This window comes from Colwellia marinimaniae (genome assembly GCF_002207865.1).
GTDB classification, from domain to species: domain Bacteria; phylum Pseudomonadota; class Gammaproteobacteria; order Enterobacterales; family Alteromonadaceae; genus Colwellia; species Colwellia marinimaniae.
Window position 1 is genome coordinate 122,023 of record NZ_BDQM01000009.1, and the last position, 19,975, is coordinate 141,997.

Below are 19,975 nucleotides of genomic sequence, written 5' to 3' on the forward strand. Positions count from 1 at the left end.
ACCCATTTATAAAATAAATGGCTTGTCGTTAGTCGTGTATTACTGATATTTTTTAAGTCATTGAATTTTAGCTAAGGTAAACCTGCCACGTTCAGGTAACATAAAATTCATGGCTGATTGATGAAGGGCGTTAAGCGCTATTCAAGCAGGCCTTAGCATTGGCTATACCATGAGTGCGTTGCAGGCCAACATGTTCACTGAATTCACATAAGTGCTCAGCTGTGCCGACGGCGCCTGTGAAGATACTTTCAAAATTAGTGGTGAGTTTTAGCCAACTGTCTTCATTGATGTGTAATCTTGCAAGAATCTTTTCCGTTTTATGGTTAATTGCACCATGTTTATCAGCGCGAATGATACGGCCTGTTTCATCAACGAGAGATAAGTAGTCTTTTAAGTTGAAGCGAATGCCGGTTGGCTTTTCTTGCTGTTCATTGCCAGTAAAAGATAATAATGACGAAGGTTGTTGACCTTTTATCGCGGCTTTTATACGTAATTGAATACTGGTGAAAGCAGACTGTTCTGGTGTAGGCGCGATACCAGCGCGCACTGGGTTTAAATCAACATAAGCCATGCAAGACAATAGGGCACCTTCATCAAGCAGAGCTTGAGATTTAAAGCGTCCCTCCCAAAAATGTCCAGTGCATTGGTCTTCTCGGTTGGCTTGTCGGGCTATAGGCTCGTTCAATGAACGCATAAACCAGCTAATACTCATTAAACGCTGTTTGTAAATATCAGCAGTACTTTCAACCATAGCCAGTTGAAACTTATCAAGGGCCTGTTTATTGGTATATTTTTGAGTAAGCAATGTACCCTTGAATAACTGATGCCAACGTTCAAGTACCTCCGCCATTGACCATTTTTTCACTTGCTCTATATCAACATGTAATACAAGATGTAAGTGGTTATGCATCACGGCATGAGCACATATATTGATAGAAAATACTTTAGACAATTGAAAAATACGCTTTTCAATCCATGTACGCCTATGTTCAAAACTAATACCTGTTTCTTTATCGACGCCACACAAAAAGGCCTTTCGTACCGTGCGACTACAAATATGATAATACGGAGTATCTAATAAACTGATTTGTTGTGAACGAGGCTTAGGCATAACAATCACCAAACTTAATAAGGTAAATTAAGCTTAGTTTATTGAGGTGAATAAGCATAAGTTATTATGGGTGGCTTAATAAGAGGAGCCTAATAAGAGGAAGACCGCCAACCCAAGGGATAGCCATTTATTTTACTTTCATTTGTTTTTGTTACCACTCCTTAGCTATTTCTCTTGCGTGTATACAATATACATATATAGTGTTTGTCATCTCAATAATTATAATTTCCCATTTATAAGGTTAAGCATGAACTTAAAGCCAACGTTACTATCATTGGTTATTACCAGTGCCATTTTATCCGGCTGTAATGCCACTATTGATAAACACGTGACTAAGTTACCAGCAACTTCTACAGAGTTAACAACAGCACAAGGCTCTTTAATACCAGTGGCAAGTGTGATCCCACATCCATCAGATATGAGTGTGGACGTTACGGCAAGTGGTCGAGTATCAACGTTAAATAGCATAGAGGTAGTTAAGGTTGGTAAAAACATTCCTTATACCTATAGCTCAGGTCGGGTAAATAATACCCCAGGTTTTGACTGGTACGTCAGTAAACATTTTGCCCTAAAAAGTAACAGGCCAGAAGCTCAAGTACTCTTGTATATGGAATTACTGGAAAGTTCTTTTCCACATTACATCGAACTTTTCGGCATGACACCGCCAGATATGGAAAATAAACGCATGGCAGCCGTTTATGGTTCAAGTAAAAAAGAAACTAAAATATTTGTAACTGACGATAATTTTACCCGAGGCATTAGTGCGGGTGGCGAAGCGATGTTTTATAACCTTGTTGGTTATAGTTTTCCTAGTGCGCGTGAGCAACATCAACGATATATTGTCGTACATGAGCAAGGTCATGTTTTTCAAATGTCGTTAATGGACTATCCAGGTTGGTTACCCACTTGGTTTACCGAAGGCACTGCTGATGCCTTAGCACATCATTATTATGATCCAGAGAAAAAACAGTTAAAAGTGATGGTGTTTGATCGAGCATCACCCATGGATTATGTCCGCCTAGGTTTAAAACAATATGAGGAATTAAATAGTCCAAGTATTGAGGACATGACTAATAACCCGAGTTTGTATCGTGGTATAAACTTTTTCATTGTGCATTTTATGTTAGACCATCCAGACCGATCACATAAATTTAAAGCCTATCGCGATGAAATGGCGGCAATGCGTCAATCGGATTATGGTAGTGGTAAAGCGTTATCTCATCAGTTGATGATGGATATTTTTGGCGATTGGGACAAGGTAGAAGCGCAGTTTGTTGAATATGTTGCCAGCATTGATAAAACATTTAATACCGCTGCTGGGCCTTGGGAACAAGATGGCAATAAATTATGGGTACGGGTATTAAATAATAGCTACGAACATGGCTCTCCTCGTATGGATGTCCGCTTAAAACCGGGTGAAAAACCTGTTTATAAATCATTTAAATTTGACCAGCCTTTAGCCGAAATGTCGTCATTAATCATTAAACCTGTGCGTGGCAATGATAATCCTACCGTTGCATTAGCGATAGATTATCAGGCTGATCATTTACATCGTGGCCATGTTGGCATTGGTTTAGGTTTAAAGATCAGTGATGAAAATCAGCAGAGATTAACAGCGGATAAAAAAGTAGGCACATTTAAGCAAAAATCCTATAAGCCTGATGAAGATGAACTGCTGCAAATAAAAATCGTTAAAGGTAATACTATTGTGGTCAATGCGAGCTCATTGGGCGGAGACGATATTCGATACTCTATATCACCGCAGATGATTGCTGATTTAGAAGCACAATCGCAACCAAAATTAGGGCTTTCGGTTACCATTAATGCTGACCATTTATCTATTTTACTTAAATCGAAAGCTAGCGAATATAAGGTGAATTTTTCCATATCAAATGAGGTGCGCGCTAAGTTACTTGATAGGCATATGGCAATACTGGCTGAAAATGCCGAACATAGACTGACGGCATTTTTCGATGATGGCAGAGACCTTAACCCAGTACCTAGAGATTTAACCACTAACCTCGAAGTTAACCCATGGGCAAACCCAGCGGATCGTGCTATCAGTCGTTTATTTAGAGCAATGTGGCGCTTAGGTGATAAGGTTCCCAATGAGTTATCAGTCATGTATGAATATATGCTTGTTGCCACACCAAAAGACCGTAAAACTCAATTGACCTCTTTAGCTAAATTGAATGCTGCTAGTGCTAGCTTAGTTGCGGCCATTGTTAATTCAGGCGCTACCAAAGACAAGATTAATCATGCCTTAGAAGAGCTTTCTGGTTTGCACCTGCGCTTAGAGTGGCGTCAAGAAAAGGCCAATGGTGAGCAAGTCGTTTCTGCAGTATTACGTAACCAAGGTGCTTCAGTCGCTAAGGTGAACATAGTGCTAAACCAACAAGGCAATAACAGCTTTACTAAAGAGCTATTGCTAGCAAGTGGCGATAAAACCAGGCAAGACTTAACTACCACGTTAGCGACTCGCACCAGCAAAAAGGCGATAACAGCTAAGGCAAGCGTGGAGTGGCAGGGGCAGTTAATTGTGCTAACGGTAACTCAAGGTGCACGGGTATATCCTTGGTCATCCATGGCAATCGTTGAAGAGGCAAAAGTCATTGGCAATGAAGTGTTTATTACCAGTGAATTTAGGGGGCCACATGCAGGAGAAACTAAAGGTAAAATAATGGTACAAGCGTACCCTTCAGATATTTTTGAAAACTCATATTATGAAGAAGAAATTACCATAGCACCCTACGAAATTCAGCAGTTTAGCCATAAGTTCACCCTAAAATCAGGTGTTAAAAGCAAGCCTAATGCGGTAGATGTTACTTTTGAATTGGTCATTGACGGTGAACCCGTGTTGATCAGTGAAAGATCTGAAATTAAATAAATAAGCGCTTAACTAACCTTGCTCTAGCATCACGAGGGGGAGGTTAGTTATTATAAATGAGGTAGAGCTTTATTTTCATTTTGCTCTACCTCTTCCTTTTTGTTTTGGCTGTATTCGTCTTGCTGTTAATGCTGCCAGTTCAGTCTTCAATTTCCTCTTTGAACTGTTCACTAGCTACTGCCTCACTATGAATATTATCGTGTCTATTAGTTAATTTATTGCCCTAATTTAATTTACTCTAAGGCCATTTATTCCTGAGCCAAGTTATTCTCACTTATTACTATTTAACACTATACATAAGTCAAAAAGAGTGTAATTATATCAATACAAATCGCGTAATTAAATCTTTACGATTTCTTGTTTTTGTTTTTGGTTGAGCTGTACCGCTATTCTTCTGCCTTGAATTTCACATGTTTAATCTGTTTATTTAGCTAGCGTACACACTTCAATGCTCCACCTTGTGGTGGAAAATAAATAAATTAAGGAAAAATAATGACCACAGCCAGCAAATTATCAGCAGTACCAATAAGCTCAAATGACATTCATGTTAATGCTGAGCATGTATTAATTACGCCCGAAGCTTTACGTGCGGAATTACCACTTTCTGAAGCCGGTCGTGACTTTGTACAACAATCGCGTAAAACTATTTCAGCTATCATTCACAAGCGTGATCCTCGTTTATTGGTGATTTCAGGTCCATGCTCTGTTCATGATGTTGAAGCCGCTAAAGATTATGCTCGTCAGCTAAAAGCGCTGCAGAATAAACACCAAGGTTCTTTATTTGTGGTTATGCGTGTTTATTTTGAAAAACCACGTACCACAGTGGGTTGGAAAGGTCTAATTAACGACCCACATATGGATGGCTCGTTTGATGTTGAAAATGGCCTGCGCAAAGCCCGTGAATTGATTCTTTACTTAACAGAGCTTGGTTTACCCTTGGCAACCGAAGCGCTTGACCCTATTAGCCCACAATACTTGGCTGAAGTGTTTAGCTGGTCAGCGATTGGTGCTCGTACTACCGAGTCACAGACTCACAGAGAAATGGCCAGTGGTTTATCCATGCCAATTGGTTTTAAAAATGGCACTAATGGTAGTTTAGTTGTGGCAGTCAATGCATTGCAATCAGCCGCTTCGCCACATCACTTTATGGGCATAAACCGTCAAGGACAAGTTGCCTTGATTCAAACCCGAGGTAACCCGGATGGTCATATTATTTTACGGGGTGGTGCAGCGCCTAACTATGATGCAAAAAGCATTGCCGAGTGTGAGCAAGTATTAGCTAAACAAGGTATTGATGCCGGTATCATTGTTGATTGTAGCCATGGTAATTCGAATAAAGATTACACCCGTCAGCCATTAGTTGCCCTAGATGTGGTTGAGCAAATTTGTACGGGTAATAAATCGATTATTGGTATAATGTTAGAAAGTAATATTAATGCTGGTAAGCAAAGCAGCGATTTAGCCAAAGAAGATTTAGCTTACGGTGTCTCGGTTACCGATGCCTGCATTGACTTTGCTGAAACCGAGAAATTATTAGCCGATATCGATGCACGCCTATCGGCTTGTTTAACCGCGCGCATTGCCTAACGGTTTTTTGCCTACCGGTTCTTTAACTAAGGTATGTAGCTAAGGTATTAAACGCGACATTAGTCGCGTTTTCTATTTTAATTTTGAGCCATAGTATTAAAGAAAAATACTTTAATACTTTAATACTATGGCTTTAGATAAGATGCTTTAGAGAAAATGTTTTATAGAAGAGAGAGTAATGACGAATTCAGATCCCGACTTTGATAAAAAGTTAACCAGCTTACGTGATGAAATTGATGAAATTGATAGTGATTTAGTTGAGCTATTACAAAGGCGACTTAGCGTTACCAGTAAAGTAGGGCAATTAAAAAGTAGTGTTGGTAAACCTATTTATGACCCAGTACGTGAAGCGAGTTTATTTGCTAAAAGACGTTTACAAGCCAGTGAAGCTGGGCTATCTCCTGACTTAATTGAAGATGTGTTACGTCGTTTAATGCGTGACTCTTATGTCAGCCAAGATGCCAGTGGTTATCGCTGTGTAAACCCTGAGTGTAAAAAGATTGTTGTGGTTGGCGGTAAAGGACAGTTAGGTGCTATTTTTGTTGACCTGTTTCAGCGCTCTGATTACCAAGTTGAGATTATTGAGCAAAACGATTGGCCCAACAGTGCGGCTATTTTAGCTGATGCCAGCGTGGTCATTGTCGCTGTGCCTATTCGTCTAACCACCATGGTTATTCATCAGCTTAATAACTTGCCAAAAGATTGTATCCTGGCCGACTTAACCAGTATTAAAGAGTCACCTATAGTTGAAATGAAAAAGGCACACTCAGGTCCTGTGGTAGGTTTACATCCGATGTTTGGTCCTGATGTTACTGGTTTAATTAAACAAACCATTATTAGTTGTCAAGGCCGCTACCCTGAAAAATATCAGTGGTTACTCGAGCAATTTGAAGTGTGGGGTGCGAAAATTTATCCGGTTGAAGCCCATGAACATGATCAAGCCATGTCCATGGTACAAGTGATGCGACATTTTTCTACCATTGCTTACGGTTATCATTTAATGGCAGAAGGTGTGGATATTGAAAAGTTGCTGGCAATGAGCTCGCCTATTTATCGATTAGAGTTGATCATGGTTGGCCGGTTATTTGCCCAAGACCCGAGCCTATATGCTGATATTATCTTTGCTAACAAAGACAATGTTGCCATGATGAAACGTTTTGCTTATCGATTCTTAGAGTTACTTGAAGATGTCAGTCTTGATGATAAAGATGCCTTTGTTGATATGTTCAATCACGTCTCTGATTGGTTTGGTGATTATGCCGGTGACTTTCTCGAAGAAAGTAAATCCATGTTATTAAAAGCCAATGAATTGAAAAAGCATTAAGCTAGCAAGCGGAGTTATTAATACCGATATTATAGTTATCAGCAAACGCTGGTTTTGCTTGCTAATAACCTAGCGAATATCTTTGCCACTTCAGGGAAACATTGCTTAATTTATTTTATAAGCTATAAAAATTAATGTAACCCTAAAAATGTTAAGCGTTTGGGCTCATTCAATTTAACTATTGAAAGTTTCCTCGTAGCCATAAGAACAGAGTAAATTTATTTATGATGAATTGTTTGAAGCTGTTTTTTTGCTGTACTTTCTTATGCTTGGCTGCTGCAGGTGTTGCGGCGGAAAAAGATGATTTAACCTCCATCGTTATTGTTACAGGAAATTACCCGCCGGCTATCAACGAGGCTGATGAAGATAAAGGTTATGTTTCTCGACTCGTTGCCGATGCTTTTGCTTTAGAGGGTATCAAAACTAAATTTATCTTTGTGCCCTGGGCGCGGGGTTTGCGAATGACAAGGTTGGGCCATGAAGCTTGTATTATGTATTACGGAAAAACACCCGATAGAATTAAAGATTTTATTTTTAGTGAGCCACTTTTTGCAGAAGAGTGGTTGTTTTTCCATTTGAAAAAGACCCCAGTTGAATGGCAAACGTTAACTGACTTATCTCGATATATCATTGGGGCAACCTTAAGCTACACCTACAGTGAGGAGTTTCATCGGTTGGCAGATCAACAAGCATTAAGTGTTCACTGGGTTGCCAGAGATAAGCAAAACTGGCAAATGTTAATGGCCGGCAGAATTGATATATTCCCCAATGTCAAAACTGGTTGGTATCAATTGCGGCAACTTTATAGTGAAGCCGCAATAAAGCAGGTTACCACCCATCCTAAGCCCTTAAAGTCACAGTTAAACTATTTACTCTGTTCTAAAGAGCACCCCAATGCCGAGTACTTCAGAGACAAGTTTAACCAAGGTTTTACTAAGTTAAAAAAATTGCGTCAAATTTCTTATTATATTCCAGATAGTAATGGCGAGAAGTGGCCAGTTGAAAGCAATTAATCAATTACATCACTAACCATAAAAGCTATAAGTTTTTTAGCGGTAAATCATATTATTAGCAAGCTAATTAGGTAGATATTATGAAAAAGCTAACAATTTTTTTATTGCCCTTATGCTTTTCTCAGGTATGTTTTTCTACTGAAAAAGAAGAGCTGAGCAACAAAGTAAAGCAACTTGAAATAGAAATACAGCAACTAAAAAAGGCAGTAAATGCAGCGGGTAACATTACTGCAGAAAAAAATACTGCGGCTAACCGCGTAGTTGCAGAAGAAGATGCTGGCATTATTTTGGGTGGCGCCGTTCGTTTTCAATATGTATATGAAGATTACAACGATGCCAATACCAATCGAGGAGGCGATCTAGACTTTGATCTATTTCGCCTTGATTTAAATGGTCAGATTGGTGGGGTGATATTATCTGCGCAATATCGCTGGTTTCAATACATGAATGTTATTCATCATGCTTGGCTTGGTTATGATTTTGACGAGCACTGGCAAGGACAAATAGGTATAACACGGGTGCCATTCGGCAATTTAGATTATAACTCTCACAACTATTTCTTTAGTAGTAATTACTACGTTGGTTTAGAAGATGATTATGATGCCGGTATAAAGTTTATTAGAAAAACCGAAAACCATGATTTACGAGTAGCCTTCTTTTTTACCGATGAAATGGGCGGTATAGATGGTTATGTAGACAATCGAACCGATAGATATTCTTACGATATAGTTGGTGTACGCGCAAGTGACGAGGGAATTTATCAGCAACCTAGCCTAGCAGCTGCTGAGCACAATACCTTAAGTTTACGTTATGCCTATCAGTTAGCTAATGTTGAATTGGGTTTTTCTTGGTTATCAGGAGACATACGAGATGCAACTTCATCGATAGGTGACCGAACGGCCTTTGCCTTACACACTGACGCGCAATTTAATCGTTGGAATATCAAACTGCAATATACCGACTATGAATATAACTTTGATAGCTACTCGCCATTGTTAGCCGTTGGTGCTTATAGTTTTTATGATTCTATTCCCAGTGAAGCAAAGCTTTATAGCGTTAATATAGCCTACTTAAAGCCGGTCGAATTTGGTCCTATTAGCTCATTAAATTTTTATAACAACTATAACTTAATGACTGATAAATCGGCTGATTTTGACAATGACACTATTATGAACGTCTTAGGGGTCGCTATCTCAGCGGGCGGACTTTATACCTATGTCGACTTAGTCAGAGCCAAAAATCAACCCTTTATTGGCGGCACCATGGCAGGAGATAGTAAAGCGTGGCAAACGAGGTTTAATATTAACGTTGGTTATTATTTCTAAAGTGTATTTAAGCTAGTTTTAAATGCCTTTAAGAATGTACCGGTACTATTAGCCATGGTCGTTGCCGCAGAAAAAGTCTACTTAAATTTATTTAACATAATATTAGCTTGGCTAAGGTAAGAAAGAAAAGCGCTGAGTTACTTAAGGCAACTCAGCGCTTTATTCTTTTAACTCGCGCTTAGATTAAAATATAACTACCAAATTTTTACGCGTTGCTCTGGTGCTAAGTAAAGCTTATCGCCTTCTGTTACATCAAACAGCTGATAAAACTCAGGGATATTACGCACAACACCATTTACTCGATACATGGCAGGTGAATGTGGATCGGTACTGATTTGATGTTTTAATGCTTTTTCGCGATACTTTTTACTCCAGCTTTGTGCGTAGCCCAAGAAAACACGTTGTTCGCCGGTAAAGCCATCAATAACCGGCGAAGGTTTATCTGCTAAGGACATTTTATATGCCAGCAGTGAAATACTTAAGCCGCCAAGGTCGCCAATGTTTTCACCCAAGGTAAAAGTACCATTAACATGAACACCTTTAAGTGGTTCAAACTCATCGTATTGGGCCACTAACTTGTTAGTTCTGCTTTTAAACTCCGCTTTATCGGCATCTGTCCACCAGTTACGTAAAACACCATCACCGTCAAAAGCACTGCCAGCATCATCAAAACCATGACCAATTTCATGACCAATAACGGCACCGATAGCCCCATAATTAACAGCATCTTCGGCATTTAAGTTGAAAAATGGTGGTTGTAATATTGCCGCAGGAAACACTATTTCGTTTAACGGAGGGTTGTAATAAGCATTAACCGTTTGTGGTGTCATAGCCCACTCATGTTTTTGTACCGGGCCATTTTGTTTATCTAAACCCTGTTGGTAAACTACTAAAGCAGAGCGTTTTAAGTTACCAAATAAATCATCTTTTTTGATGGTTAAGGCTGAGTAATCTTTCCAGATCTCCGGGTAACCAATTTTAGTGGTAAACTTAGCTAACTTATCTAACGCCTGCTTTTTGGTTTCAGCTGTCATCCAATCAAGGTTTTCAATGCTAACTTTATACGCTTTGATTAGATTATTCACCAATTCTTCCATACGAGCTTTAGCTTGCGGTGGGAAGTGCTTTTTAACATAAACTTTGCCAACCACTTCACCTATATTTTGATTTACCACACTAACACCGCGGCGCCACATCGGCAGTTGTGTTTTTACCCCACGTAAGGTCTTGCCATAAAATTCAAAGTTTTGTTGGTCTATCTCTTGGGTCAGTCGACTTGCAGTGCTATTAATAACGCCCCACTTTAAGTAGACATGCCAGGTATATATTGGTGTCTCTTTGATGATGTTATTCAGCGCTTTCATGTAGTCCATTTGCGTAATAACAACACCATCGATATCGCTAATGCCAGCTTGTGCTAAGAAACCACTCCAGTTGAAATCAGGCATGATTTCTCTTAACTCTTTGGTCGGTATCTTATTATAAAGAGCAACCATATCGCGGGTTTGCTCTTTTTTCATCTGCTGACTAGCCAATTTGGTTTCTAAGGCAAAGATATCTTTAGCGGCTGCTTTTGGATTGGCTAATCCGGCCAGGCTTAGCATTTTTTCTATGTGAGTAAGGTAACTTGCTCTGAGCTCTTTTGAGGCATCGTCATCTAATAAATAATACTCTCTGTCAGGTAAACCCAAACCTGATTGCCAGGTATATCTCATATAAGAGTTTGGATTTTTAAAATCGACATATTGAGCAAGATTAAATGGAATGGCATAACCGAGTTTATTCGCCACGGCAAAATGTATCGCTAATTCATCATAATTGCTAATGTTATCTATTTGGCTAAACTCATGGTGAATAGGTGCTAAACCAATTTTATTACGGGTATCCCAGTCAATATAAGATTGATATAAATCACCCACTTTTTGCTCATTGGATCCTTGGACAAAGTCACCACTAGAAGCCGCTTCGATAATCGCTCTAACGTCACTTTGAGATTGCTCGTGCACTATGGTACCTACGCCATAAGATGATTTGTCAGCTGGAATTTTGGTTTGCTTTATCCAATTGCCATTCGCATAAAGGTTAAAGTCATCGCCAGGTTTTACTGTGGTATCTATGGCCGTAATATTTAGCCCTGAAATAAGCACGGGCCCGCTATTCTCATCAATTGATGCGTTTAAGTTATTGCTATTATTGCAGCCCATTAACCCTATGAGCACGGTTAAAGAGACTAATGTCTTTTTCATGGTAACGTCCTTTTTGTATTATTATTGCTGGTATAACTATCTATTATTGATAAGTAAGATTAACACTTGGGTAAAATGTTAATCATTGGTAAATAAGATATCAGAAAATGTAAGTTGTCGCCAATTAGGTATTAGGAGGTTTGCTAAATAAGTTATCGGTCAAAAAAAGCGTATTAGCTCAGCCAAAAGTGGCTTATTTCGCCTTGCACTATGCTCAACACTGACATCATGAGGGGAAATATAATCATCTTCACCGTGAAATATTAGGCTGATATTGATTGCATTTTTAATCCCATCAGTCGATCTAAGTTGTTGTGCTAACGGGTGTTGATTACTGACATGGGCCATTAACTGCTGACCTAGCAAGCTCTCATTCTCGCTTTACTCTTACTTTCTTTCACGCTCACTATGGTGTTGTCGTTAAAGTGAAAGGGGATATGGCAATTTGGCTTGATACCGGTAAGTCTATTGTTGGCTTAAAAGAGCAGCTGATGGCTAAGCAGGTCTACCTGCAAACGGAAATCGAATTTTACAGAGCCAAAGACTTGTCTAGCAAAACTTACCTGATAATGATTTATCTACCAAAGAGTTCCATTTTATCCGTTTGGGTTTTGCCGCCATGGATGAAAGGGAAGTTGAACAAGGGCTGACTATAGTGATGAATGTTTGGTAAATTAAAAGTGACAATTAGGTAAATTAAAAATGAAGGAAGGATGAAAGATTTATAACGTAAATGTGACAGGCAAGGGGGAAGTGGTAGCTAAAGACCGTTTAGCCAACGTTTGTGCTGATCATAGTAATCAAGGGGCTAACTGTGGCAATGATCCTTATCAGTTTAGCGAGCCATATTTTCCAGGGGAATTGCTGTTATCTAAAGGTACTACTCTTATACTCCGCTTTTTTAAGTCAAGTTAACACCGTGCTATTTTCTCCGTCCAGCTAGCAAGTTTCAGCTAGCCGTTAAAAATAAAATAATACACCCACAAAAATTAGCGGCAATTAAAGACTTTTCAGTGGTTTAAATAAGGTGCAGCGTTTGCTGGCATATATATAGCAAGCTATATGATTCGAGGTTATGCCAGTTGAGGTAGCTACACCCATACTATATTTACTCTAAATATCAAGGGAACTGTGGTAAAAATCATCTCGAAAGAGCAACAGTCCCTAATGTATCCGTTGTATTTATTACTGCTGCTCAAGCTCATTAGCCAAGCTTGTCATCGAGTTGTCTTTTTCTATACGGATTAACTCACCGAGTAAACGTCTAAGTAATTCTCCGCCCAACTGATTGCTATCTAAGCCATTTTCATCACCAAGGCGGCCTAACTCGATATTATCAAAGCGTTTGGTCAGCACTTTATTATCTTTAATCATGGTCAGGGTTAATTCTTCAATAAGTACTGAGCTGACGCTAACGCGGGTTTGTGCCTTACCTAAGAGGCGCTTTTTCTGTTTAGCTTTCTTGGAGGCGATTATTGCTTGGTTGGTTTCAATTTCGGGTGTTTTGGGGCGGCTATCAATATTTTCTAAGGCCAATTTCTCGCTACGCTCAGGGTACATTTTTGCGTATAGCTCAGCGCTTAGTTGTGGGTATAAAGCGGGGTAATCAGTCGCTAGTTGAATCTCGACTTTTTTATACAAGACTTCGAGATTAGTTTGACCAGTTTGTGTCACCTCGGACCAAGCGTGCAACTTATTAAAACGCAGTTGCTTAACATGCACTAAGGTAGTGGTTTTTTTCGCTATGCTGGGTGCGTCAAATTGGCTAGTAGCAAGCTCTGCTAAATGCACACTGATGTTATCGACTTTAATTAGTTGAGGCTGAGTTAAACCCTCTATATTGGCAATTGATAAGTCGGTAAAGTGAGTAATGCCAGTATTATTTGAAAAGTCTGCACTGAGTAACTGAGCCTTTTGGCCGCTATAGTAATGACTTTGTAAAAGAACTTGGCTTTTTAGGTATTCATTTAAAGAGCCATTGGCGAGATACCATAACATGGTGCTTAAAAATAATAGTATGGCAAAGGCTAGTAGGGCTAATTTATTCAAGTGTTTTTCTCTTTTGCGTTAATTTGCGTTAAGTGGTTAATATTTTAAGCTAAGTTACCGGCTAGGTAAATGCTATTCACTAGCCTATAGGTTATAGTGTTTGTGTGTAATTATTCGTCTAATATACGTCAAACGCACGATTTTCGCCACACTATTACTATGCAATTAGAGAACCTTTTTATGTCAAATAAGTCTGTGTCTACCACGGCCACAAACACTTCGGCTATTAGCCGCCGTTTACCTTTATTCAGTATAATTGCCATTTTAGTGGCCTTAATTATTTATGTACAATGGCCTGAAGCCCAGCAAGAAAAAATTTCATTTAAACGAGTCGTTGCGGTGAAAATGGTATCCGTGGTACTGGCCGAGTTTATTGAAAGTGTTGAAGCGGTAGGTACAGCGCGAGCAAATGAGCAGGTGATGATCACCAGTAAATATTCAGATATTGTTGATGAAGTCTATTTTGACGATGGTCAAAAAGTTAACAAGGGTGCTGTGTTAGTTAAGCTGAATAATCTAGAAGAGTTAGCAAAGGTTAATGAGTTAAAAGCCAACTTGTCTGAATCAAGGGCGCATTTACAGCGTTTAGCTGAGTTACTGGCCAGTCGAGCTACCTCTGAGTCTTTAGTGGAGCAACAAGAAGCAAAAACTAAGGCGATTGAAGCGCAGCTAGTAAGTGCTGAGGCTAAGTTCAATGACTTAACTATTCGTGCGCCATTTACCGGTGTTCTTGGCTTTCGTGAGGTGAGTAAAGGCGCTTATATTGATGCCGGTAGTGTGATCACTAGCTTGGATGACTTGAGTATTATAAAAGTCGACTTTTATTTACCCGAGCGCTTGTTAACCCATATCCATGTCGGTCAACAAATCAGCGCGGTTAATAGTGCTTACCATGATAAAAAGTTTATTGGCAAAATTTCTGCCATTGATAGTCGCATTGATGTCAGTACTCGTAGCATCAAGGTTCGCGCCACCATCAACAATAAAGCGTTAAAACTGCGCCCTGGTATGTTACTTAATATTAGCGTGTTATTGCAAGTCGAAAATATTTTACAATTACCAGAAAGCAGTATTATTCCTATTGAAGATAAACATTATGTCTTTGTCGAAAAGGATAATAAAGCCGTGCGTAAAGCGATAAAAATAGGTCGTCGTCATCCCGGTATGGTGGAGGTTCTCTCCGGCTTAGTTGCCGGCGAACAAGTCGTCGTTGAAGGGGCACTTAAACTACGTGATGGCTCTGCGTTGAGTATCATAGCGCAAGACGCTGAAGAAACAGCAGCTAAAGCAAAGTCTCCGGTTGAGAATGGGAGCAAAAACTAGTGTTTTTATCTGATTTGTCGGTAAAACGACCGGTTTTTGCCACGGTAATAAACTTACTTATTATCACCTTTGGTATTGTTGCTTTTTTAATGCTGCCATTAAGAGAATACCCCGATATTGACCCGCCAATTGTTAACATTAGTACCAATTATCCGGGGGCTTCTGCGGCCATTGTTGAAACTAAAATCACTCAGCTACTTGAAGACAGAATAAGTGGCATTGAAGGGGTGAAAAGTATAAATTCCAGTAGTCGTGTTGGTCGCTCCAGTATAACCATTGAATTTAACTTAGACCGTGATATTGATGCCGCCACCAATGATGTCCGTGATCGTATTTCTCGGGCGCTAAATAATTTACCCGAGCAAGCTGAACCACCGGAAGTATCTAAAGCCAATGACGATGAAAATGTCATTGTTTGGTTTGTTTTACAAAGTGAAACCATGAGTACGTTAGAGCTAACCGATTATGCTAATCGCTATATTGTTGATCGTTTTGCTGTAGTTGATGGTGTTGCTCGAGTACAAGTGGGTGGTGGTCGTACTTATGCCATGAAAATACGCCTTAATCGTGTCTCCATGGCCGCGCGTAATATTACCGTGCAAGATATAGAAAATACCTTACGCAATGAAAATGTGGAATTACCTGCTGGGCGTATCGAGTCAATAGACAGAGATTTCTCTATTCGAGTAGAGCGTAGTTACTTAACCGTGCAAGATTTTGCCAATATGGTCATTAGTCACCCCGAAGGCAATTCAGCCAGTAATGCTATGGTGCGTTTAGGTGATGTTGCCGAGGTTTTCATTGGTGCACAAGATGACGAAAACATGTTCCGTGGCAATGGTAAAAACATGGTCGGTCTGGGCGTTATTAAGCAATCAAAAGCCAATACCTTGGACGTAGTTAAATCTGCTAGAAAAGAAATGATCACTATTCGTAACTCTTTGCCAGTGGGCACAACCATAACCAATAGTTATGATAGCTCAGTCTTTATTCAAGGCTCAATTGATGAGGTCTATAGCACCTTAATTATTGCCATGTTAATGGTGGTATTGGTCATCTTTTTATTCTTAGGTAATGTGCGCGCCACCTTAATTCCTGCGGTTACTGTACCGGTCGCCCTTATTGGCTCCATGATGGCGTTATCTTTGTTTGGTTTTTCCATTAACCTATTAACACTGTTGGCTTTAGTCTTGGCTATCGGTCTAGTAGTGGACGATGCCATTGTGGTATTAGAAAATATTTACCGCCGTATCGAAAACGGTCAAACACCTTTAATAGCTGCCTATGAAGGGGGCAGGGAAGTCGCTTTTGCTGTTGTTGCCACCACCTTAGTATTGGTTTCAGTGTTTGTGCCTTTAATATTTTTATCGGGCAATATGGGACGACTCTTTACTGAATTTGCCATTGCCATTGCTGCTGCCGTGGTTTTTTCAAGCATAACAGCTTTGTCACTGACCCCCATGATGTGTTCAAAATTGTTAAAACACCGAGAGCGCAGTTCCTCTTTTGGTCAAAAGCTTGATCGTGCTTTTTCCCGCTTTGAAGCGGCTTATGGCAGAGCCCTGAAAAATAGTATTCATCAACCTATGCTTATTGTGCTGGTACTAGGCTTGTCGTTAGCCGCGGTATTTTTATTGTTTAATAAATTACCGTCGGAATACACGCCCAAAGAGGACCGCGGTAATTTCTTCTTAATTATGCAAAGCGCTGAAGGCGCCAGTTATGAAAGTAATGTAAAAAATATGCATAAAATTGAAGAGAAACTTTTAGGCTATCAAGCAAAAGGCGAGTTAGACCGAGTACTAGTGCGTGTGCCCGGTTTTGGTGGCACTGGCGGCATTGCCATTGTCGGCTTACCTGATTGGGATAAACGTAGTATTGATACCTTTAGTTTTATTAATAAAATAAACCGCGATGTGCAAAGTGTTACCGATGTCCGCGCCTTTGCCATTATGCGTCGTGGTATAGGTGGCAGCGGTGGCGGTAATACCCCGGTGTCTTTTGTGCTACAAGGTAATACCTTTGCTGAGCTGGCTCTATGGCGTGATATTTTGATCACCGAAGCGCAAAAGAACCCTAACTTGTCCAATATAAATAGTGACTATAAAGAAACATACCCTCAGTTACTCGTGCAAATCGACCGTGAACGAGCTTATGATTTAGGTGTGCCAGTTGGTGATATCGCCGAAACCCTAGAAACCATGTTAGGTCAGCGTCGCGTTACTACTTTTGTTGATAGAGGCGAAGAATATGACGTCATTGTTGAAGGTGATAAAAAGCAATTTCAAAGCCCAACGGATATCGATAACCTTTATGTTCGCTCTCGCACTACGGGTAAGTTAATACCATTAGCTAACTTATTAACTATTGGTGAAAATGCCACCTCGTCACGACTAAATCGCTATAACCGCTTACGTAGTATTACCATCACGGCGAATTTAGCCGATGGTTATGCCTTAGGTGATGCCTTAGACTTTTTAGTGGCTGTTACCAAAAACAAGCTGCCTGAACATGTGCAAATTGATTATAAAGGTGAGTCGTTATTGCTAAAAGAATCGGGCAACTCTATCTTGTTTGTGTTCTTGTTGGCATTGTTAATTACTTACTTGGTATTAGCCGCGCAGTTTGAAAGTTTTATTCATCCGTTTGTTATTTTACTTACCGTACCGTTAGCGCTGGTAGGTGCGCTGGCCGGACTGGAATTGATGGGCATGAGTTTAAACATCTATAGCCAAATAGGTATTGTTATGCTCATTGGTTTAGCGGCAAAAAATGGTATTTTAATTGTCGAATTTGCTAACCAGTTACGTGACAAGGGTATTGCTTTTGAAGATGCCTTAATTAATGCCTCTAAGCAAAGACTCCGTCCGATTGTTATGACCACGTTCACCACAGTTACCAGTGCTATTCCTTTAGTGTTAGCGGTAGGTCCAGGTGCGGAAAGTAGAATGGTTATTGGTGTGGTTATTTTTGCTGGCGTATCATTAGCGAGTGTCTTTACCTTGTTTATTGTGCCGGGTGCTTATTACTGGTTATGTCGTAATACCAGTTCACCGCAAGCTATCGCTAATGAAATTGAACAGCTTGAGCAGAAGGCTAATACAAAATAGAGCCTTATAATTAGCGAAAAATAAATAGCTAAGCAATAACCTATAAAGCCCTAGTCGACGAAAGTTGCTAGGGCTTTTTATCTTTAAGCTTTATTTTTATCATCAAAATATTTTAGGCTGACTCAGTAATATTAAAACTTGCCTTGGGCGTAAACGGCAGTAATCATTTGATAGTGTCAGTTTTTTTTACAGGGTGCTTTGCTTAAGTAAGCTGACTTAGTGTTTTACATTTAATCCCTAGACTCACGGGTAAAAATTTTGCTCAGCAAGGTACCCAGAAAACAGTATTTCGCTTGCTTCGCTACGCTCTAGCTAGAGAGAATAGTAATCAGGTTGTAAATAAGGTGCTCATCTGAAATATAGGATTAAGTTTGAAATTAAAATTAAACTGTCGAATAATTTTACACTTTTAACCTTACTTCCGCTTTGACTTTTTCCTTGCTGAGTTAACAAGATGAAAAATATTGTGAATATTATTGCACGAGTTATGCATAAAGTTTATCTGCTGTATTCTTTTGGTTTGCATTGCTTGGTATTGTGAATCTATTCATATTTGTATTTAATTAACATAGAAAGCTATTTAACCAAAGAAATTAGCAGCGAGTTTGAAATAACAGGTTTAACGGTGATAAAAGTGAGACTTAATCCTAACTAGTAAAAAGTATATTGAGAATCCGTAAGGACCTGTTCAATGATATTTAACTCTAAACTGGAGAATTTAACATGAAAAAATTCACTATGTTTTCTATATTTGCAGTTGTCATTAGCTTGATTGCAAATTCTGTTTTTGCCGCACCTCCTGCAGGCAAAGGGAAAAACAAAAATTGGGCCATTACAGCGTTTAATGAGTCGGCAATTACATGCTCAGGTGTTAGCGATGCTGATGCAACCATACTCCCCGCAGACGGAACTATCAATGTAGGTTCACCAACAGCTCAGTGTTATCAATACTCGTTAGCTGTTCCTTCTACAGCCCCTGTGGGAACACAGATTTTAGAGCAATTAACGTCAACCTTTAATCTTGCACCGGATGCTGAAGATGCCGCTAACCAAGCTCCCGATACAGAATTAGATGGTATGTGTGCAGATGATAACTGTGATGGCGTAGCAAACGCTATTATCGGAGACAAGACTCTCGCATGTGAAATATTTACCTCTCGCCCAGACAGTGCCGTTAAACTCAATAGTGGCAATATACCTGCCCATCAAGATGAGCTGATTGTCATATCTGTTAAATCTAAGATTACTGACGATAATATCTGTACCGTAACCATCTATGCCATCACCGATGGTGCGCAGGAAGGAGCTGAGTACGATGAGGGAGGAGATATTACGGGATATAATTTATTCCTACCCACCAGCTGCACACCACTACGCATGCATACCCGCTATGATTCATCTGGCGATGGTATCTGGGACACAGATGACGAATCCGTGGGTATTATTGCCAATGCTGACGGCAAACCTTTTGTTGAGTATGTGCCACTAACTACTGGCAGCCGCGTTTTCCGTCCTGATACTTTCTTGCAACTCACTAGCGGAAACCGAAACGGAGAGGGTGGCTTTGCTATGTTCCGCTCTTTGCAGTTGCAACCAATAGGGTGTGATACTGAAACTGATACTGATGGTGATGGCCTGCCAGACGCTGAGGAAATTGCGTTAGGCACAGATCTAAACAATACTGACACCGATGATGACGGCGTAGTTGATGGCGATGATCCATGTCCATTGGATCCTTTGGACTTCTGTGTTATTTAGCCAGAGATACTCTGTCGGCTAAAGCAGGTTAACAACAGAGCCGCGGGGAACTTCTTTCCCGCGGCTCTTTACGCCAGATGTTGATAACTAAAAAATTCAGCGGTTAACGATTACTTTAATCGACCAGTTGACGTATTTAGTCACAACCAACTAGTGTATTCTCAAATATAGCAGACACCCACTCAAATGGAAATAATGAGTGGCATCAGCTATGCTCAAATAACCATCAATGAATATCTTTG

Annotated in this window: 13 protein-coding genes; 9 read left to right on the plus strand and 4 right to left on the minus strand. The window is 39.8% G+C overall.

What is annotated here, in order from left to right; all coding sequences use genetic code 11:
* Positions 1 to 130 precede the first annotated feature (130 nt).
* Positions 131 to 1,111 (minus strand): hypothetical protein, encoded by a 981-nt coding sequence (locus MTCD1_RS07745; protein WP_057181862.1) that lies wholly within the window; start codon positions 1,109 to 1,111, stop codon positions 131 to 133.
* A gap of 247 nt (positions 1,112 to 1,358) precedes the next feature.
* Here MTCD1_RS07745 and MTCD1_RS07750 point away from each other — a divergent pair, with 247 nt between their 5' ends.
* The 5 genes from MTCD1_RS07750 (at position 1,359) to MTCD1_RS07770 (ending at position 9,247) form a co-directional block, all read left to right on the plus strand.
* Positions 1,359 to 3,998, plus strand: coding sequence for a hypothetical protein (locus MTCD1_RS07750; RefSeq protein ID WP_057181861.1), 2,640 nt, complete (start codon positions 1,359 to 1,361; stop codon positions 3,996 to 3,998).
* 492 nt (positions 3,999 to 4,490) lie between these two features.
* On the plus strand, positions 4,491 to 5,585 hold the full coding sequence (locus tag MTCD1_RS07755; RefSeq protein ID WP_057181860.1) for a 3-deoxy-7-phosphoheptulonate synthase: 1,095 nt from the start codon (positions 4,491 to 4,493) through the stop codon (positions 5,583 to 5,585).
* 178 nt (positions 5,586 to 5,763) lie between these two features.
* Complete coding sequence (gene tyrA / locus MTCD1_RS07760) at positions 5,764 to 6,909, plus strand: bifunctional chorismate mutase/prephenate dehydrogenase (protein WP_057181859.1); 1,146 nt, start codon at positions 5,764 to 5,766, stop codon at positions 6,907 to 6,909.
* A gap of 224 nt (positions 6,910 to 7,133) precedes the next feature.
* Complete coding sequence (locus MTCD1_RS07765) at positions 7,134 to 7,922, plus strand: substrate-binding periplasmic protein (protein ID WP_082606564.1); 789 nt, start codon at positions 7,134 to 7,136, stop codon at positions 7,920 to 7,922.
* 80 nt (positions 7,923 to 8,002) lie between these two features.
* Complete coding sequence (locus tag MTCD1_RS07770) at positions 8,003 to 9,247, plus strand: putative porin (protein WP_057181857.1); 1,245 nt, start codon at positions 8,003 to 8,005, stop codon at positions 9,245 to 9,247.
* Between the two features lie 194 nt (positions 9,248 to 9,441).
* Here MTCD1_RS07770 and MTCD1_RS07775 read toward each other — a convergent pair whose 3' ends face one another.
* Both MTCD1_RS07775 and MTCD1_RS07780 read right to left on the minus strand, forming a co-directional pair.
* On the minus strand, positions 9,442 to 11,493 hold the full coding sequence (locus MTCD1_RS07775) for a M13 family metallopeptidase (RefSeq protein WP_057181856.1): 2,052 nt from the start codon (positions 11,491 to 11,493) through the stop codon (positions 9,442 to 9,444).
* Between the two features lie 159 nt (positions 11,494 to 11,652).
* A complete protein-coding gene (locus MTCD1_RS07780) occupies positions 11,653 to 11,841 on the minus strand; it encodes a hypothetical protein (protein ID WP_057181855.1) in 189 nt (62 codons plus the stop codon).
* 89 nt (positions 11,842 to 11,930) lie between these two features.
* Here MTCD1_RS07780 and MTCD1_RS07785 point away from each other — a divergent pair, with 89 nt between their 5' ends.
* Entirely contained in the window at positions 11,931 to 12,143 is a 213-nt protein-coding gene (locus tag MTCD1_RS07785) for a hypothetical protein (protein WP_057181854.1), read from the plus strand.
* Positions 12,144 to 12,678: 535 nt separating this feature from the next.
* Here the strand turns inward: MTCD1_RS07785 and MTCD1_RS07795 are convergent.
* Positions 12,679 to 13,542 carry a hypothetical protein gene (locus MTCD1_RS07795; protein ID WP_057181852.1) on the minus strand — a complete coding sequence of 288 codons (864 nt, stop codon included), beginning with the start codon at positions 13,540 to 13,542 and terminating at the stop codon, positions 12,679 to 12,681.
* Between the two features lie 180 nt (positions 13,543 to 13,722).
* Between MTCD1_RS07795 and MTCD1_RS07800 the strand changes: the two genes are divergently transcribed.
* The 3 genes from MTCD1_RS07800 to MTCD1_RS07810 all read left to right on the plus strand — a co-directional run bounded on the left by MTCD1_RS07800 (position 13,723) and on the right by MTCD1_RS07810 (position 19,733).
* Positions 13,723 to 14,865, plus strand: a complete 1,143-nt coding sequence (locus MTCD1_RS07800; protein WP_057181851.1) for an efflux RND transporter periplasmic adaptor subunit — start codon at positions 13,723 to 13,725, stop codon at positions 14,863 to 14,865.
* Complete coding sequence (locus MTCD1_RS07805; RefSeq protein ID WP_057181850.1) at positions 14,865 to 17,975, plus strand: efflux RND transporter permease subunit; 3,111 nt, start codon at positions 14,865 to 14,867, stop codon at positions 17,973 to 17,975. The genes MTCD1_RS07800 and MTCD1_RS07805 overlap by 1 nt, the downstream gene beginning before the upstream one ends.
* A 723-nt stretch (positions 17,976 to 18,698) precedes the next feature.
* Positions 18,699 to 19,733 (plus strand): hypothetical protein, encoded by a 1,035-nt coding sequence (locus tag MTCD1_RS07810; protein ID WP_057181849.1) that lies wholly within the window; start codon positions 18,699 to 18,701, stop codon positions 19,731 to 19,733.
* Positions 19,734 to 19,975: the final 242 nt, after the last annotated feature.

Excerpts from the sequence above, each read along its gene's own strand:
- MTCD1_RS07745 (WP_057181862.1), bottom strand. The coding sequence starts at position 1,111 with ATGCCTAAGCCTCGTTCACAACAAATCAGTTTATTAGATACTCCGTAT.
- MTCD1_RS07750 (WP_057181861.1), top strand. The coding sequence starts at position 1,359 with ATGAACTTAAAGCCAACGTTACTATCATTGGTTATTACCAGTGCCATT.
- MTCD1_RS07755 (WP_057181860.1), top strand. The coding sequence starts at position 4,491 with ATGACCACAGCCAGCAAATTATCAGCAGTACCAATAAGCTCAAATGAC.
- tyrA (WP_057181859.1), top strand. The coding sequence starts at position 5,764 with ATGACGAATTCAGATCCCGACTTTGATAAAAAGTTAACCAGCTTACGT.
- MTCD1_RS07765 (WP_082606564.1), top strand. The coding sequence starts at position 7,134 with ATGATGAATTGTTTGAAGCTGTTTTTTTGCTGTACTTTCTTATGCTTG.
- MTCD1_RS07770 (WP_057181857.1), top strand. The coding sequence starts at position 8,003 with ATGAAAAAGCTAACAATTTTTTTATTGCCCTTATGCTTTTCTCAGGTA.
- MTCD1_RS07775 (WP_057181856.1), bottom strand. The coding sequence starts at position 11,493 with ATGAAAAAGACATTAGTCTCTTTAACCGTGCTCATAGGGTTAATGGGC.
- MTCD1_RS07780 (WP_057181855.1), bottom strand. The coding sequence starts at position 11,841 with ATGGCCCATGTCAGTAATCAACACCCGTTAGCACAACAACTTAGATCG.
- MTCD1_RS07785 (WP_057181854.1), top strand. The coding sequence starts at position 11,931 with ATGGCAATTTGGCTTGATACCGGTAAGTCTATTGTTGGCTTAAAAGAG.
- MTCD1_RS07800 (WP_057181851.1), top strand. The coding sequence starts at position 13,723 with ATGTCAAATAAGTCTGTGTCTACCACGGCCACAAACACTTCGGCTATT.
- MTCD1_RS07810 (WP_057181849.1), top strand. The coding sequence starts at position 18,699 with ATGAAAAAATTCACTATGTTTTCTATATTTGCAGTTGTCATTAGCTTG.